This window comes from Priestia sp. SB1 (assembly GCF_038898415.1).
Map to the genome: position 1 here is coordinate 872,914 of NZ_JBBJSS010000002.1, position 16,448 is coordinate 889,361.

General features: G+C 33.2%; 15 protein-coding genes. 9 read left to right on the plus strand and 6 right to left on the minus strand.

The window, feature by feature from the left end:
• Positions 1-3 precede the first annotated feature (3 nt).
• From WKH56_RS10170 to WKH56_RS10180, 3 genes are all read left to right on the plus strand, one after another.
• On the plus strand, positions 4-720 hold the full coding sequence (locus tag WKH56_RS10170) for a DUF1963 domain-containing protein (RefSeq protein WP_342835529.1): 717 nt from the start codon (positions 4-6) through the stop codon (positions 718-720).
• Positions 721-838: 118 nt separating this feature from the next.
• Complete coding sequence (locus tag WKH56_RS10175) at positions 839-2,239, plus strand: hypothetical protein (RefSeq protein WP_342835530.1); 1,401 nt, start codon at positions 839-841, stop codon at positions 2,237-2,239.
• Positions 2,240-3,128: 889 nt separating this feature from the next.
• Positions 3,129-3,428 carry a hypothetical protein gene (locus WKH56_RS10180; RefSeq protein ID WP_342835531.1) on the plus strand — a complete coding sequence of 100 codons (300 nt, stop codon included), beginning with the start codon at positions 3,129-3,131 and terminating at the stop codon, positions 3,426-3,428.
• On the opposite strand, the gene WKH56_RS10185 is transcribed toward WKH56_RS10180, so the two are convergent.
• From WKH56_RS10185 to WKH56_RS10195, 3 genes are all read right to left on the minus strand, one after another.
• Entirely contained in the window at positions 3,421-4,095 is a 675-nt protein-coding gene (locus tag WKH56_RS10185; RefSeq protein ID WP_342835532.1) for a hypothetical protein, read from the minus strand. The genes WKH56_RS10180 and WKH56_RS10185 overlap by 8 nt on opposite strands.
• Positions 4,096-4,177: 82 nt before the next feature.
• The gene (locus tag WKH56_RS10190) at positions 4,178-4,957 is read right to left on the minus strand and encodes a hypothetical protein (protein ID WP_342835533.1); all 780 of its coding nucleotides are present in this window, start codon (positions 4,955-4,957) and stop codon (positions 4,178-4,180) included.
• Between the two features lie 89 nt (positions 4,958-5,046).
• Complete coding sequence (locus WKH56_RS10195; protein WP_316910908.1) at positions 5,047-5,394, minus strand: hypothetical protein; 348 nt, start codon at positions 5,392-5,394, stop codon at positions 5,047-5,049.
• Between the two features lie 84 nt (positions 5,395-5,478).
• Between WKH56_RS10195 and WKH56_RS10200 the strand changes: the two genes are divergently transcribed.
• Positions 5,479-7,230, plus strand: coding sequence for a single-stranded-DNA-specific exonuclease RecJ (locus WKH56_RS10200; protein WP_342835534.1), 1,752 nt, complete (start codon positions 5,479-5,481; stop codon positions 7,228-7,230).
• A 273-nt stretch (positions 7,231-7,503) separates the two neighbouring features.
• On the opposite strand, the gene WKH56_RS10205 is transcribed toward WKH56_RS10200, so the two are convergent.
• A complete protein-coding gene (locus WKH56_RS10205) occupies positions 7,504-7,983 on the minus strand; it encodes a cell division protein SepF (protein ID WP_316910906.1) in 480 nt (159 codons plus the stop codon).
• On the opposite strand from WKH56_RS10205, the gene WKH56_RS10210 reads away from it, so the two are divergent.
• The 3 genes from WKH56_RS10210 to WKH56_RS10220 all read left to right on the plus strand — a co-directional run bounded on the left by WKH56_RS10210 (position 7,950) and on the right by WKH56_RS10220 (position 12,255).
• On the plus strand, positions 7,950-9,770 hold the full coding sequence (locus WKH56_RS10210; RefSeq protein WP_342835535.1) for a pyruvate formate lyase family protein: 1,821 nt from the start codon (positions 7,950-7,952) through the stop codon (positions 9,768-9,770). The two genes, WKH56_RS10205 and WKH56_RS10210, sit on opposite strands and share 34 nt — an antisense overlap.
• 73 nt (positions 9,771-9,843) lie before the next feature.
• Positions 9,844-11,838, plus strand: coding sequence for a hypothetical protein (locus WKH56_RS10215; protein WP_342835536.1), 1,995 nt, complete (start codon positions 9,844-9,846; stop codon positions 11,836-11,838).
• 114 nt (positions 11,839-11,952) lie between these two features.
• Complete coding sequence (locus WKH56_RS10220) at positions 11,953-12,255, plus strand: ATP cone domain-containing protein (RefSeq protein WP_342835537.1); 303 nt, start codon at positions 11,953-11,955, stop codon at positions 12,253-12,255.
• Between the two features lie 47 nt (positions 12,256-12,302).
• On the opposite strand, the gene tmk is transcribed toward WKH56_RS10220, so the two are convergent.
• Positions 12,303-13,070, minus strand: coding sequence for a dTMP kinase (tmk, locus tag WKH56_RS10225; RefSeq protein ID WP_342835538.1), 768 nt, complete (start codon positions 13,068-13,070; stop codon positions 12,303-12,305).
• A 526-nt stretch (positions 13,071-13,596) separates the two neighbouring features.
• Between tmk and WKH56_RS10230 the strand changes: the two genes are divergently transcribed.
• Positions 13,597-13,932, plus strand: coding sequence for a hypothetical protein (locus WKH56_RS10230; RefSeq protein ID WP_342835539.1), 336 nt, complete (start codon positions 13,597-13,599; stop codon positions 13,930-13,932).
• 104 nt (positions 13,933-14,036) lie between these two features.
• Here WKH56_RS10230 and WKH56_RS10235 read toward each other — a convergent pair whose 3' ends face one another.
• On the minus strand, positions 14,037-14,387 hold the full coding sequence (locus tag WKH56_RS10235) for a transcription termination/antitermination NusG family protein (protein WP_171778688.1): 351 nt from the start codon (positions 14,385-14,387) through the stop codon (positions 14,037-14,039).
• 107 nt (positions 14,388-14,494) lie between these two features.
• Between WKH56_RS10235 and WKH56_RS10240 the strand changes: the two genes are divergently transcribed.
• Positions 14,495-16,441, plus strand: a complete 1,947-nt coding sequence (locus WKH56_RS10240; RefSeq protein WP_342835540.1) for a DNA gyrase/topoisomerase IV subunit B — start codon at positions 14,495-14,497, stop codon at positions 16,439-16,441.
• The last annotated feature ends 7 nt before the right edge of the window (positions 16,442-16,448 follow it).

Genomic DNA, 16,448 nt, shown 5'->3' on the forward strand with positions numbered 1-16,448 from the left:
TCATTGTCCCAAAACATTAATTTAGCTGAACTGATGAAACCTATTAAAAAGCCATCTTTAAATATGCTGTTTTTAAAATATAAAAATGAGGAGCCTAACAACGAATCTCATTTAGGTGGATATCCTTATTTTACGAATGACGATAAGTGGCCAACTTGCTCTGAATGCAAAAAAGAAATGATTTTCTTTATGCAACTTAGAGAAGTTACTAGCGATGGAAATATAGTGTTAAGAACATATTATCAGTGCTCTTGTGAACTGGAGAATTTTATACCTATTATTAACACCATTGAATATCATAACCCTAGTATGGAACATTGTGTAAAGACTCAATTAGGTCCCAAAACACTACCTTTTGTAGAAATTAAATACGAACCATCTTGGTCAATTCCAAACTGGGCTCTCCTCCCGCTATACAATAAAGAAATGCACGATCAAATACTGACAATGCACAATGACAACAACGAACAAGCTGAAGACTACTACGAATCTCTAAGATGGAATGAAAATTATCTAGCTACTGAACCTTATAGTTTAATTAGTGGTTATCCTGAATTCATTTCTGATCCTAAGGTATTTAAATGTCAATGTTGTAAGAAACCTACTGAATTTGTCTTCCAACTTGATACAGATGAAGAATTCCAAATCAGCTGGAATAGCGGTGTCCTATACTGTTTTAGATGCCCAAATACAAGGACTCTTTATTTTACTATTAACTAGGCTAAGTCATTTTGATTTAGCCTTTTTAATGAGAAAAAAGGTTAATCCTGCATTAGCTTGACTTTTGAGTAAAATGTTTATAATCAGACCATCTAAATATTAATTGGAGGTGTTCTGATTGTCTTCTAACGAACAATATTTACAATCTATTGGTCAAAAAGGAAAAGTAATGTCTAAAGAAGAAATGACGTTTGATTCCTATTATGCTAAAGCTATGGAAAATCCACTACTAGCACGAAATGCTGTCCAGAGAGTCTACGATATGATTATGTCATATGGTACTTACGAAGATGAAAAAGGAAAAGTTCATTATAACTTTTTTCGAGGTAGGATGTTTGGTGCCGAAAAGCAAATAGCACAGATAATGGATTATTTTAAAGCCGCTAGTATGGGACTAGATATTAAGAAACGTATACTATTCTTTTTAGGTCCCCCAGGTGGCGGGAAAAGTATGTTTTTATCCTTTATAAAAAAAGGTCTTGCTGATTACTCTAAAAATGAAAAGGGAGCTATGTATAAGATTCAAGGTTGCCCTATTAATGAGGATCCATTGCACTTAATTGAGGATGAAGAAACCAGAAAAGAAATATGGGAAAGGTACGGTGTGAAAATAGAAGGGAAATTGTGCCCCTTTTGTAAACACAAACTTGATCACGACTGGAAAAACAATATATCACACGTTAACGTTGAAAGGTTTTTTGTGGATGAGGATAGCCGTAATGGTATAGGTACTTTCGCTCCAGCAGAAGAGAATGATATGTCTGAATTATGGGGTGCACCTAACTTAAGAAGAGTTGAAGAAATAGGTAATGAAGCTGACCCTAGGGCATATGATTTTAACGGTGAACTTCATAAAGCCAACAGAGGTATTATGGAATTTATTGAGGTTCTAAAAGCTGATGCTGCTTTCTTGCACATCCTGTTAACTTTAGCAGAAGAAAGAGAATTTAAAACACCTAGATTCCCCCTCCAATTCGTTGACGAATGTCTTATAGCTCATACTAATGAAGGTGAATTCTATCGTTTTATTGCTGTAAAAGAAAATGAAGCAATTGTTGATCGTCTCTATATTGTACAGATGCCATACAATATGTCGTATAAATATGAAGAGATGATTTACCACTCTGCGCTTAAGACTAAATTAGTTGTAAAAGGAGTTAAAGTTCATCCTGGTGCTGTTCGCTTAGCTTCTATCTTTGCTATCTCCACTCGCTACTCTACTGATAATGATAAGCTTCGTGATGGTATGCAAGGTATCTCCCCCCGCTTTATACTCAATGCTCTCGCTATTTCCCTAGTTAGAACCTCGAGTGATACCGTGACTCCTCTTGATATGTATGAAACTCTTTATGATCAAGTTGAACGTTATCCTGTTCTTGATGTTGATACTCGAGTTAAGTATTTAAAAATCTTAGATGAATTAAAAGAAACAATTGAGGAATTTAACAAGGTATCTGACTCAGATATTAAGTTAGACAAAGTTATTAATAACAGAACTAAGCTGTTTGACAGAATTTAATGGGTTAGAGCATATCCTGATGTGTGGTGGTGAAGCCCAGAATTCACCCTTCACTATGAGGGTGGAATTCGGCAAAAAGCACTCCTGTTTTTAGCGTATGGAGCCGCCACATTGTGATACCAGTATGTGCTCCTTAAGCACTCCTGAACTGCCCAGGTCTCGCTTTACCAGTCGTTTCAACCACGAAACATACCACAATCCACCTTGCACTTAAGCAACGAGCACGGGATGTTTTACTACTAACAAAAAAGACCACTCTATACTTGAGTAGTCTTTTTAAAATTTAGGTTCAATCTGGGTAGCTAACGCCCCTCTAACGGGCTTACATCACGATGGTGAGTCGTGAGCGAGGTTGACGGGAAACTCTAACAATTCTTTTGCGTCTTTTTTGCATTTCATTAAAGCCTACCATTAACGAAATGGGCACACTGCCAGTTATATAAAATTGTATATGTATGCTATTTGTTTGATTATATTATTTTTTCATTTTCCCTAGGAAAAAAATAAGCAGAAAAATTTAATTTACTCCAGGGAAACGCCAAATTTACTCATCTATTCAATATAAATAAATATTTATTAATGACTTGTTAATTAATAGTCATTAAATTCCCAAAAGGCAAACCTATATTTACATAAAACTTAAACACAATACGTAAAATAGAAATTTAAGTGTTCGAAACCACCATACCTTTTATATTTTTTAGCATTTATTTAATTTAACACATATTAAAAAAGTAGTGAGAAAAAAATAAGGTAAAAAACTTTTTCTTTTTCAAGAAACGGTTTTTTACCATTTTTATTTCTTTGATATATAATGAAATTCATAATAATAACATACAGAGATAAATTAAATTTTTTTATTGTGGCCGTACATATGGAGGGACTAAAAATGCAGATGACTGCTTTAAATACTAAGAAAATAAATAAAAAATTAAAACAAGATGGATTTAGAGGTTGGTCTTTCGAGTATGAATCTGTATCTAAAAGATACTGTTTATCAATTTTCGATGATCATAACCCTGAAGATGAATTGGTATTCTTTTTACACGTATTTGATCCAACAAACATTTCACACGCTGTTCGAGTGAAAAAGAATGGATCTGAAAACACTGTAGATAAAAAACATCAATTTTATGTAGAAGCGGAAAAAATTGTGCAAAAGTTTGTTAGCGATTTTGTGGCTAGCTAATATTTTTAACCCTTCCTTTTAGCTCTTTTAATATTTTGTTAGCCGCTTTTAAATCACCATTTTGCAAGTGAATAAAAAGTTCTTGTTTTTTATTAAAATAAGGAACAGTTTCTTTTTTGGTTTTTAAGCCTTTTTCGTATTTCTCTAATTTAATAAGCATTATTTCTACTTTCCCTTTTATTTCTTTATAGAAAGAGACTTTGTCTTTTTGTTCTTTTATAAATGCCTTTATCTCTTCTAAAGATTTAAGGGGATTGTTTAGCTGAAATTCTCGCGCTTTTTCTATTTCAGTTCGCATTCTGTTTATATCAAATGCATATTCTCTAGGGTAAAAATTCCCTTGGCTAACAAATGCCGTTCTTTCCTCTATCATCTGAGAGAGTTCTTCCTGAACTCCTTCCCAATCGGTGTAACCTTTTGATATTAATTTTTTAAGTGATCTTATTTCTACTATATCTTTGTTGTCTATTCCTGCTTTATCAATCTTCTTCTTCAAATCTATAATAGCTTTATTCGTCTCATCGTAGTAAGCCTTCTCATTTGGTAATTCTATTAAGTCTTCATCGTTGAGATCCTCCGGCAAAGTCTCTATGATTTTTCCCATACGTTTATTTAGGTTTATAAATAAGACTAAAATTAATAGTGCTACAACTAGTAGAAAAACCATACTATCTCCCCTTTCGATTATTCCGAAAATCTAACACATAAAAAAAAGAACGCCAATGATTAGCGCTCTTTTTTTGTATATATTAAATTACTATTGCAGCTTCTTCCTTCAAGATGTTTACTACTTCTTTAACAGCTCCTTGTGTATCGGCATCGTTCTTAACATCACCGGAATACCCTAGCCTTTTAGACCACTGTACAGCTATGTCTTGAAGCATTTCTGTTGTAGAAAACCCCAATTGTAACATCCCCTTAACTTCAGTGAAGTGTAGGCGTATTTGTTGGTGTTCATTAGCATCATTATTTTTGGCAAAAGTAGTAATCCACTTATCAATTTTTGATTCCTTTGTTTCCAGTTTATAAAGTTCTACGAACTTTCTAATTTGAGAATATTTCGTTTCTGTTTGGATTAGTTCAGCAATTTTATAAGGAGATAAGCGTAACAGTTCTTCATTTGTTGATTCTTTTAAAAGATTTAGGACGTATGGAGTGTGAATAGTATGCTCGTTTATTTTGTTGAATGTAGCGTGAGTTATTAATTCTTTTTGTAGAAACTTAGTCTTCTTTGTAATCTTAATGAAGTCTTCCTTAAAAGTGTTGTTAATTAGACTCTCAACTTTTTCAGTTAGATATGCTTTGTCTTTTTTTAACTGCTGTCTTAGAGCATTTAGTTCTTCCTCTAAGATAGGAGACTCTATCCCTACGAATTTAACTGCCGCTAAAGCTTCTTGAAGTGAATTAATTTTCGCCTCTCTTATTACAACTAATTCATATACTTCTTTCTGTAAGTTAGCCATATCTTCAGAGACTTCCCTTTTTTGTAACTCCTGCTGAATGTGCTCATTTAATTTCTCTAAACTCAATATGAACGCTCCCTCTTGTTTTGATTCTAATATTTTAACTCTTCACTATCAGGGATTGTAAAAAAAAATAAGTTCACATTTAAATGAACTTATAATGATTCAATTTCTCGATTCCAAAAGCCTTTCCAACTGGAATCAATTTCTCCCGCTTGTTCTGCAGATCTAACAGCTTCATCAAACCGCTGTTTTATATGCAGTAAAATTAATTTTTTGTCTTCAAAGACTTCAAAATCTCTGTTGGGTCCCGATAAGAAGTACCAACTATTAATTTTTCCTAAGTAAATACTACTGCCGTTCCCTGTATAAATTTTCTTAGAGAACGTGTAGCTATCCCCTAAACTTTCGTCTAATTCTTGTTCTTTTTCTACAAGCTTTTCGGGTAAACCTCGCAAGTCCCTAAACTCAGGTAATTCATAAAATTTATTTACTCTATCCAACTTCAGAACCCTCCAAAATGTTTTTTCCACTCGTAAAATTGCTGGCTATATAATTATAAAAAAAGAAAGAAGGAGCAATTTGTTTTGATTTCAATTGAACGATTAAATAGTCTGTACCCTTACGCTACACCTACAGACATTGACAATTACAAAAGAGTATTAGAATACATAGGAGTTAATGACAAAGGTGTAGATGGTTTTTTGAATCCTTCTTTAAAGCTTTTTCATCACCCTTACGAAATGAAAGATTTAGAAAAGGCTTTAGATCGTTTATTAAAGGCTTTTGCTAAAAATGAGAAAATCCTCTTTTTTGGTGATTATGATACAGATGGTTGTACAACAACAGCTCTGTTTGTAAAAGTTCTAAGAGATAAAGGAATACACGTAGATTACTATGTTCCCCACCGCCATAAAGACGGTTACGGATTGAATGCAACAAAAATGAAAGAGTTTGCAGAACAATATGATTTAATTGTTACCGGTGATACTGGAATAAAAGAGATGGAAACTGTATATAACTGTCCAATTGATGTAATAATTACGGATCACCACGAACCTTTTGTAACTGCTGATGAAGAGTTGTTAAGCCAATACAGAGGAATCGCTGACATTATTGAAAAAGATGGAGAAACTATGGTTATACCAAGTGCGTATGCAGTAGTTAACCCTAAACGTATTGATTGTGACTATCCTAATAAATGCTTATCCGGTGTAGCGGTTATATTTAAGCTTCTTCAAGGACTATTTATAAAAAATGGTTGGAAGCAGGTAGATTTAACACAACATTTGGATCTAGTTGCTACTGGTTTAGTAGCTGATTTAGTTCCACAGTTTGATATAGATTACCAAGACAGTGAAGTACGAATGATGACTAAGGTCGGGTTACAGATAATGAACCAAGCTCCTAAACCTTGGGTTAATTCTATTGTAGAAATATCTAAAATAGAGGAAGTTAACCATAATGCTTTAGGCTTTGTGTTTGGGCCACGATTTAATGCAGCTGGCAGATTAGATAGTCCATTTCCTGTTGTGAAATATCTTTTAGAAGATGATGAAGAAGCTTCTAGAGAAAAAGCTCTTGTTCTTGAACAATATAATACCGACCGTAAGGAGTTACAAAGAGAAGCTACTGAGAGCATTGTGGAGTTTCTTAAAGATAAAGATAAATCTTGGACAGACCGGATTGTAGTAGTTAAAGCGGAACCTCAGTACCATAGTGGTATTGCTGGTCTAGTGGCTAGTAGACTGGTCGGACAATACAATGTTCCCGCTATTGTATTGTGTGAAAAAGAAATCGATGGACAAATATTTTTAACCGGATCTTGTCGTTCTACTGAAGGTATAGATATTCTTAGCTTACTTCAAAAGACAGAAAAGAAGATGGGCGCTTATAAATACGGTGGGCACGAAATGGCAGCGGGTCTAACTATAACATTAGAACAATTTGATGTGTTCCGCGAGTCTATGAGAGATGCGGCACTAGAACTTGGTGATTCTAAGTTTTCTAATACGTTGTTCTATGAGTTAGAAATCCCCTTAAACAAATTAACATTACCTACCGTTCACTTTATTAGAGATACTTTCTACAAAATTCGCTTATTCAGTCCGAATAATAAGCTATACTCCGCTCCTACTCCTATGAAAAATAAAGAAAATGCTAATGTGTATCTCCAAAAAGATAGCGCTCGTTATAGAGCTGCTTTATGGGGAATAGGAAAAGAATTTTGTGAACAATATGTTAGCGAAGGTTTTAAAGAAATTGATGTAGTTTACTCTGCCGGTATATGGAATGATAGAGTCTCACTAGAAATGCAAAATTATAAAGTGGTTTCTTGAAAGAGGCAATAATATTAAAGGCTGAATTTTTCAGCCTTTTTTATTTGTATTTTCAACCTTTTTTGGTATCTTATTTTAAATTAGGAGGTGTGTACTTTGTCTCAAATATACTCAAGTTGTACAGTATGTTACGAACAATTGACTGAAGAAGATAAAACGATAAATGCAGAAAAGGACAACTTTTACTTCCCTGTTTGTAAAAGTTGTATTGATAAAGCTATAAAGGAAATTGAGGGGAACTAAAAAATGAGCCCTTACAGGACTCATTTAATATTACTTCTTAAGATTTGGATCAATTAAGATCATTTGTGCGCCAATCTTTTCAATAGCAATGTTACCTAAGTGACAAGCACCGTAAATTGTATCTAGAATTGATTTTTGAACAGCTGGCTCCACTGAGTCAAATAACACTAGTACTGGTTGACCATCGCGAATTTCATCAATTACAAGGTATGAATCATCTTTCTCTTTCATTTCCATTGCACGAACTGCTTTACTCTCGTTAATGTAAACCGCACGGCGTGGCTTGTTCTTTTGTGATACAGAGGAAATAATTCTACCTGAGTAATCGTTTTCTACTTTGTTTAAAGTACGACGATATTTTTCAACCGTTTCCTCGTTTACTTCAGGAGTAGCAGTTGCTGTAGCTGTTTTAGCTTTATCTTTCTCCTCTTGAGCTGGTTGATCTTCATTTTTAAACGCGCTGGAGAATTGAGAAATTGTTTTCTTTAATTCTTTACCGATTTGTGCCATTTGTTCTCCTCCTCTTTCTTTTTAAAACTCCAAGGGGGTGTGTTAGATTGAATACCGAACGATTTACCCCTGGAAAATGGGTCGATAATATTGACGTTAATGATTTTGTAAATTTAAATAAAAAACCTTTTTTTAACGAACCGAAATTTTTGATTGATTCCAAAACTTTTGATCCATACGTCCAGTGCTTAAATTTATATCTATCAAAAAACGAAGTGTCTCAAATCCCTAATGAGAAGTTATTATCTCTCTCCTTCATTCTTCAGGAATTAACGAGCCTTCCCTTTGAAGAAAAAAGGTTTTCTTTCTCTTTTACAGAGCCAAAGAAATTTAAAGACCTGTTTAACGAGACTGTATCTTATGATTTGCGTAAAGCTATTAAAATGGAACTATTGGAAAAGAACTTTGGACTTCACATTCCACCAATCTTTACACCTGATATAAGGCAACTGCCGCTATATGGTGTTCAAAGAATTATTCAGGATAAGAAAAATAAATTAAAGATGTTAGAAAAATTTTTACAGACAACTGATTGGATGGAGAAACGCATTGAGATTAACAGACAAATTGAATCCCTTGAAAAGTTTGAAGCTAACTTCCCTTTTCCAATGAAAAAACCCGCTAAGCATACAGAAGATGCATTAAACGGGTTATTATCAGCTGTTATCTATGCGATTAAAGAAAATCCTTTTGTTACATTTCATTTGCCTTCCCTTATTCATTTTATAGATATTTATGTTGAAAATGAAATTCAAACTAAGAAGAAGACAGAAGAAGAAGCACAGCTACTAATTGCTGAATTTTATACTAAACTTTTGTTTATTCAATACTTTTTTGAAAAGAAACAAATTAAATTTTTAGTACTAGAGACGTTATTCTCTGCTGAACCTTCAAAGACAACGTTTAGATTTTTCAATTTTTACTCACAGCTCGAAATGTTGCAGTTTCCAATAATGATTATTCCTCATAATGAAACTCCTGATTCTCTAAAGAACATCTATAACAAGTTAATGCGTGAGAAAAGGCCGATTCGCTTCTTGCATCCACGATTATTTAAAGAAAATCAGTTTTATTCTATTTCTCATCTTGGGTTTCCGTATAGAGCTGACCGAGACGTCATCTTATTTAATAAACCGTGCGATACAGTAAAGTTATTTTATTTAACTATTAACGGAGGCAAAGATACCTCTACAAATCACAATCTTTTCCCTATTAGAAATCAATTCACAGACGAGAATATAGAATTCGAGGAGTTTTGGAAAAACTTCGAAAGGACTGTTTCAAATTTATTTACTATGTACTCAGAAGCAAATAACCTTCTTATGCATTTGTCGGAAAAATATTTTTCTCATCCTTTTCGTAACAGTTTTAAGGATTACTTGTGGTTGTACAGCTACTTCTTTTCCTTTACTCAAATAGATGAACTCGCTATGCAAATGCTAGCTATAAAAGCTGGAGTTTATAAGCTCGAAAGAAATCAAAAAGGATTTGTGACTTCTATTCATATTAAGGGAGAATTCTCTGACGATGAAGTGTCCGATATGATAAGTGATATTGCTTTATTATTTCAAGAGCAGCTAGATAGAGTTCCCTTTTACCAGAATGGGAAAGCAAGAATTCATTATTTTTTAAATCAACCACTTACCTCAATTAAGAAATATAAATATATTTTACCCCCTCCTGAATACCTTCCAGCCCACTTTATTTTTCATAATAAAGCTCGATTCTTAAATTACGATCAAGTGCTGGCCATTAGTAATTCTGATGTCTTGGATATTCAATTCTAATTTTAGTTTTTTTCCACCTAAATGAAGATTTTGATTATACTTTTTTAAAAATACGGAGAGGTGAATCTCAAAAATGACTGGTAAAGATTTTCTAAAAAGATTTGAAGCATCGGGTATTCCCCTATCAGCGGTTTATAAAGTTTGTGTTAATGCACCTGAATTTGACAAAGAGATTTTCAAAAAAAATGCACCTGGTGCGTTTGATTACAAAGGAAATTTAAGTACCGTTTTTAAGGACCACCAAAATACTTTCGCTACATATTGTCCATTTCCAGAGCACCAAAAAAAGCAAACAAAAGGAGATGCTTTTGTACTACACAATAAAAGCCACTCATTTTATTGCTACGGAGGATGCGGTTCCGATAGAAACATACATTTAAATGTCGTTCAATTTGTTATGTGCTTAATTCTAGGAGTAAGCCCAGAAGTTGCAGTGGAATTTGAATTATCGAAAATATTCTTTTGGCCTGCTGTAAGATTCCTTGTTAAAAATTTTGAAAAGGAATTAGGTATTTCTCTTGCAGATGTCAGTAAGAAAGCTGTATACAAAGAAGATGTAAAACAAAAAATCTTACAAGCAACAGTTGATTACTATCATTTCCTAGCAACTGAAATTGGTAAATACTCTGACAAAATAGATCGCTATTATTTAGAGGAACGTTTCTTCAAGTATGTATATACAAAAGAAGAGTTTCAAGAACATAAAATTAATAGCAAAATAGGAATTACACCATCTTCTCCCGACAATGATATGCTTTATAAAAAGCTTAAAAAGTTAAAGTTCAGTGATAAAGATATATTAAACGCTCGAGTCTGTATTAAATTAGATGACGGTAGGATAATTGATGCTTATAGAAATCACGCTATTCTTCCCTATACATATGGAGACAGAATCATTGGTTTATATGGAAAGAACTTTAATAAGAACGCAAAGATTAAGCATAAAAGATTAGATGGTTACTATGAAACTCCTACTAGTTTACAAAACATTGTTAACCAAGAAGAGTTTTATTTTGTAGAGGGTGATAATACAAAAGAAGCTCTTAAGGCTATTTTAAAAAAACTTGGACTTTACGAATCCCTTAAACAGAAACCTATATTAAATACAATGGGTTCAAAGGGTTTTAAAGATGAACACGCTGTTATCCTTGAAAATTATCGAAAAGCAGATCCAAAAAAATTAAAAACAGGTTATTCTATTTTTGATCCGGATGACGCTGGACGAAAAGGTACATTGTCAGTGGGTAGAAAACTTCAAAACATCTCTAAAATAAAAATAATGGTGATAAGAATGCCTGTATTAGAGAAAAACGGAAAACCTTGGTACTTGGACGTAAATGATCTCTTTGAGGCATATCAAGAAAATGCAGGTGTGATTTTTGAGAAGCTGAAGAAAAACGCCATTTCTTTAGATGCTTTCACCCTACTTTATTTCCTTGAAGAAGAAGGAATTGAAGATTATGCAGATGCGCGAATAGCTTTAAGTAGACACGCTCAATATTTAGATTATGTACCAAAAGAAGAACGACTGTTTATTATGGAAGAGTTATTAAATTTATTAGTTCCTGTATTTGAGGGTGAAATTAATAGAACAGAACTTCGAAAAGATTTAAAGGAGCTTTTAATGGATAGACCGGTATTAAACCGAACAGAAAGCACTATTCCTGAAGATGAAGAAGAGGCTCTTAAAGAATTAGATTTAGGTCTGGATGAAGATGAAGAAACAATTGAAGAAGACGATTTAGAGGATGTTGGTCCAATTGGTCCTGCTATACCCGCTATCGAAGGCTTTGAGGTTTTTGAAACCGTCCCTTCTTCTCCATTATGGATGATTACTCAAGATGAAGAGTTCTATAAGCAGCATAAAGAAAAAATGGTAGGACTTCTATTTGTTAATAAATTAGAAAGAATGGAAGAAGAAATTCCTAATGGAACAAAGATGGTTCTTTATGATGATTCATTTAATAAGGATGATTTCAATTCAATTAGTAAATTTGAGACTTTCAAATTTCATTTTGAAGAGGACGAAAAAGGAGTACTCCAAACTATATACGAGAGAAAAAAATAAAGCAAAAAAGATTCTGTCTTAGTGATAGAATCTTTCTTTTTTCTTTTTTTCTTTTTTTTCGTTATTTTGCTATTACCATATAAGAGCATAGAGTTAAGTTTGGAGGTGTTCAATATGTATGCAATTAAAAAATGTTCTAAACGAGATGGCCGTGTTGTAAAATTTGATAGAAATCGAATACAAAATGCTATCTCAAAAACCTTCATTGAATCTAATGAGGGAAATGTTGATATTGCTAAAAAAGTAACAGAATCAGTTATTGAAAGAATTGTTCGTTCACACATTGAGAATGTACCTAACGTTGAACAAATACAGGATTTAGTTGAATATACATTAATGGATCTAAGCTTTACACAAACTGCGAAATGCTATATCCTCTATCGTGAAAAGAGAAATCGTGATCGAGAACAAGATTAAAAAATGATAGTACCTACTCTACAAATTAAGAGCGGTACTATCATTTTTTAATTTTGGCTATATTTATTAAGTACATCAAGCACTTTTAGTGTGTTCTCTTCAATTGTGCCTGATGCATCTATTTTATAAACAGGATAAGGACAGTATTTTTCATAGTAGTCTAAGTACCCTTCTCTTGTTTTTCTGTGAAATTCAAAACTCTCATTGTCTAGACGATCTTGTTTGCCAGTTCTATCGCTCAACCTATCCATTGCTAATTCAGTGGGGATATCTAAATAAATTTCAAAATCCGGTGTTTTAGTTAGTACTGGCTTATTAATATTCCACACTACTTCATAACCTAAATTACGAGCGTTTGCTTGGTATGCCATAGAGCAAGCTACACTTCTTGAACCTATTACTGTCAAACCCTCTTCTAATGATGGTGTAACAAGTTTGTTGTTCGTCTCATTTCTTGAAGCAGCATACAAGTAAGCTTCCATTAAACCTACAGTTTCATCATTTGCTTGGTCAAGGTTACCGCTTTGTTTAAATATATCGTAAGCTTTTTTTATATAATCCTTTGTTAAAGGGAGTAAATTAAGCGTTTTAACTTGCTCGAAAAAACTCTCCCTTTGATCATCATCAATACATAGAATAATTTCTCTAATGACTTCGGCTTCCTTTGTGCCACCAGGTTCTCTAAATGTCTTATAACCGGTTAGTAATTTAAGAATGTTTTTTAAAACACTGTCTTTACCTACTCCATCTGCTCCAGTAACATTGAAGTATATATTTTCTAATTTAATATAATTATTGTTGTTATTTGGGATCATTACGGTACCATCCTCGTTAAAAAGTACATTTTTTACAAAAAATAATAAAATTTCATAAAAACTTATATTATAAGGTGTTTTATGATTAACAAATGCGTGCAAACGTTATATAATTCATATGTCGCGAAAGTAACATAAAATATGAATTACACTATTCTCTTTGTTTTTTAAACTTGGTATCCTTTTAATTGAATAGGTACTATTCTAATTTATTTACTTTTCGTACTGGAAAAAAGTTAAGGAGGAATTTTCGCATAAAAAAAAGGCAGCTTCAGAAGCTACCTTTCTAAGAGGAACATTGAGGATATTATGAGGTCAAATATTACTTAAGGAAACCTGGGAATTCCTTGAGTTTGTAACTATATTTTATTTTATAGAGTTTTTAAAAGAAAAGTATCTAATAAACGAAATTAAGAAAGGCAAATATATTTAGCTATTATAGGGTAAACTACATATATTTATTGAATCGTTAACTTAAGTCTCGTTACTTAATTAGATATAACCTAACGGAGGTATTATTAGAGCTATGGCAGAAAAACCAAAAGAAAAGGTTATAAATATAAAAGATAGACAAGGGAATGACGTTAAAACAGTTACATTAAATGAAGATGAATCGTATTTAGTGCATAATGGAAAACTTTATACTTTAAAAGATTTTCTATTCGCAGGTGAAATATATACTATGAGTGATGAAGGGAAAAAAATCCCTCTTAATCGTGAAGATGCAGGTAGAGCGTTTTTGGCCTCAGAACTTTCTGCAGATGAAATGACTGTGCTTTCACACGGTTTAAGAATGTGGGTAGATGACAAAAACCTTAAGCTTTATAATTATTTCGGGAATCCACCACGTAACAACAAATAAAAAAATCTTTGCTTTTTAAAAAGCAAAGATTTTTTTATTTTCTTTTTCTAGTAATTAATTTAATAGTTAATCACCTTTCAAGACACAACGTTTCTCACAATAGCTTAATCATTTCTAAAACGGAATAAGCCCTGCATTTGTTCTTCTGGAACCGGTGACGGATCTTTTGGAGGGAGCGGTGTTCTAAACCCTTCAATTTTAATAGCGCTATATACATCTTGTGTAAGTACCATTTTTATATAAATATTCTCCTTAATAAGAACTTTTAATTTCTCTTTCCCCTTCTTATCTACTGTTTTCTCTGTAGGCACAAAAACATCAAATATATATTGACTCCATTTAGGATGTTGAATTAATTTCTTTAACTCGTTAGCTACTTTCATTTCGTGTCCGGATGTCACCTTGCAAGCAAACCAGCCAGTTTTATATTTTAAATCTTCGCTCCATTCAGTCATACTAACCCCTCGCTTTCCCTTTAAAATAAAGGTTTCATACAATTTCTTAAAAATATATTTAAGAAGTCCTTTCCAGATTTTTAGATAAACCAATTGAGGTGAATTTCTTGAGTAACGAAAAACAGCAATATGGTGAAGACCAAATTAGAGTCTTAGAAGGCTTGGAAGCTGTCAGATTAAGACCAGGTATGTACATTGGTTCTACATCTTCTAAAGGATTACATCACCTTGTATGGGAGATTGTAGATAACAGTATAGATGAGCATATGGGCGGCTTCGGTAAAGAAATAAACGTAACCATTCATTCTGATAATTCTATAACTGTGTCTGATAGAGGCCGTGGTATTCCAGTAGGTATTCATAAAGAAAAAGGTATCCCTACAGTTGAAGTTGTTTTGACTGTACTTCACGCTGGAGGTAAATTCGGTGGAGAAGGAAGTGCTTATAAATCATCAGGTGGCTTACACGGTGTAGGTTCGTCTGTAACTAATGCCCTTTCAGAGAACTTTAAAGTAACTGTTCGTAGAGAAGGAAAAATTCATTATATGGAGTTTAGTCGTGGTGAAACGACTAAGAAATTAGAAGTAATTGGTGATACGGATGAAAACGATACCGGAACTACTATTTGGTTTAAACCAGATCGTTTAATTTTCAAAGAAACAACAGAATTTGATTACCAAACTATTTATAACCGCCTAAGGGAATGTGCATTTTTAAATGCCGGATTAAAAATAACTTTGACGGATGAACGTGTGGTTCAAGAGGATGGTGAATACCAATCTGCGGAATTCTTGTTTGAAAACGGAATTCTAGACTACATTACTTATCTTAATCGTAAAAGAACCCCGCTTCATCAAAATGTAATTCATTTAACTGATATTCAAGATGATATTCGCGTTGAAGTAGGTTTTCAATATACGTCCGATTACAAAGAACATATAACAAGCTTTACAAACAATATTAAAACCTATGAGGGTGGTACACACGAAACAGGTTTTAAATCAGCTATTTCTCAAGTTATTAAACAAATTATTGATGAAAAGAACTTAATTAAAAGCACTCAAAGGGACGAGCAACTTGAAAGTAGCGACACCAGAATTGGATTAGTAAGTGTTATCTCTGTCAAGGTTCCAAACCCTGAATTTGAAGGTCAAACAAAAACAAAGCTCGGGAACCCTGAAGCTAAACCTATTGTGCAAAAAATTGTACAAGAACAATTCATTAAGTTTTTAGCTGAAAATCCTAAAGAGTTAAATTTAATTCTTGATAAAGTAATGGAATCCTATAATGAGCGTATGACGTTGAAACGTGCTAGACAAGCTATTCGTCAACAATCAAAACGCGAAGATAGTTCTTTCTCATTACCTCCTAAACTAACTGATTGTCGTCAAAGTACTCCTCCGGAACTAAGAGAATTATACATTGTCGAAGGTGACTCAGCTGGAGGTACAGCAAAAAAAGCGGCTGATTCTGTATTCCAAGCTATTTTGCCACTGAGAGGTAAAATTTTAAATGTAGAGAAAGCGTCTCTGAAAAAAATTCTTGATAATGCCGAAATTAGAAACATTGCAGCTGCTATTGGTGCGGGTATGGGTGATAACTTTAACATTGAAGACATTCGCTACCATAAAATTGTTATTATGACCGATGCAGATGTAGACGGATCTCATATTCAAACTCTTCTTCTTACCTTCTTTTATCGTTATATGAAACCACTAATTGATAACGGCCACATTTACATAGCACAACCCCCTCTTTATGGTATTAAGCGCGGTAGTAAAATTCTCAAATTTGCTAGAAATGATGGAGAACTTAAAACAGCGAAAACAGAGTTTCCAAACGGCTTTGTTCAAAGATACAAAGGTCTTGGTGAAATGAACGCAAACGAACTTGAAGAAACAACAATGAATCCAGAGCAAAGACTTTTGGTTCGCGTAAGAATTGAAGATACTGAATTAGTTAATGACATCTTTGAAGCCTTGATGGGAGACACTCCTGCTGAAAGAAAACGTTTCATTGAAGAAAATTCTCATAAAGCTGATATTGATATTTAAAGAGGTG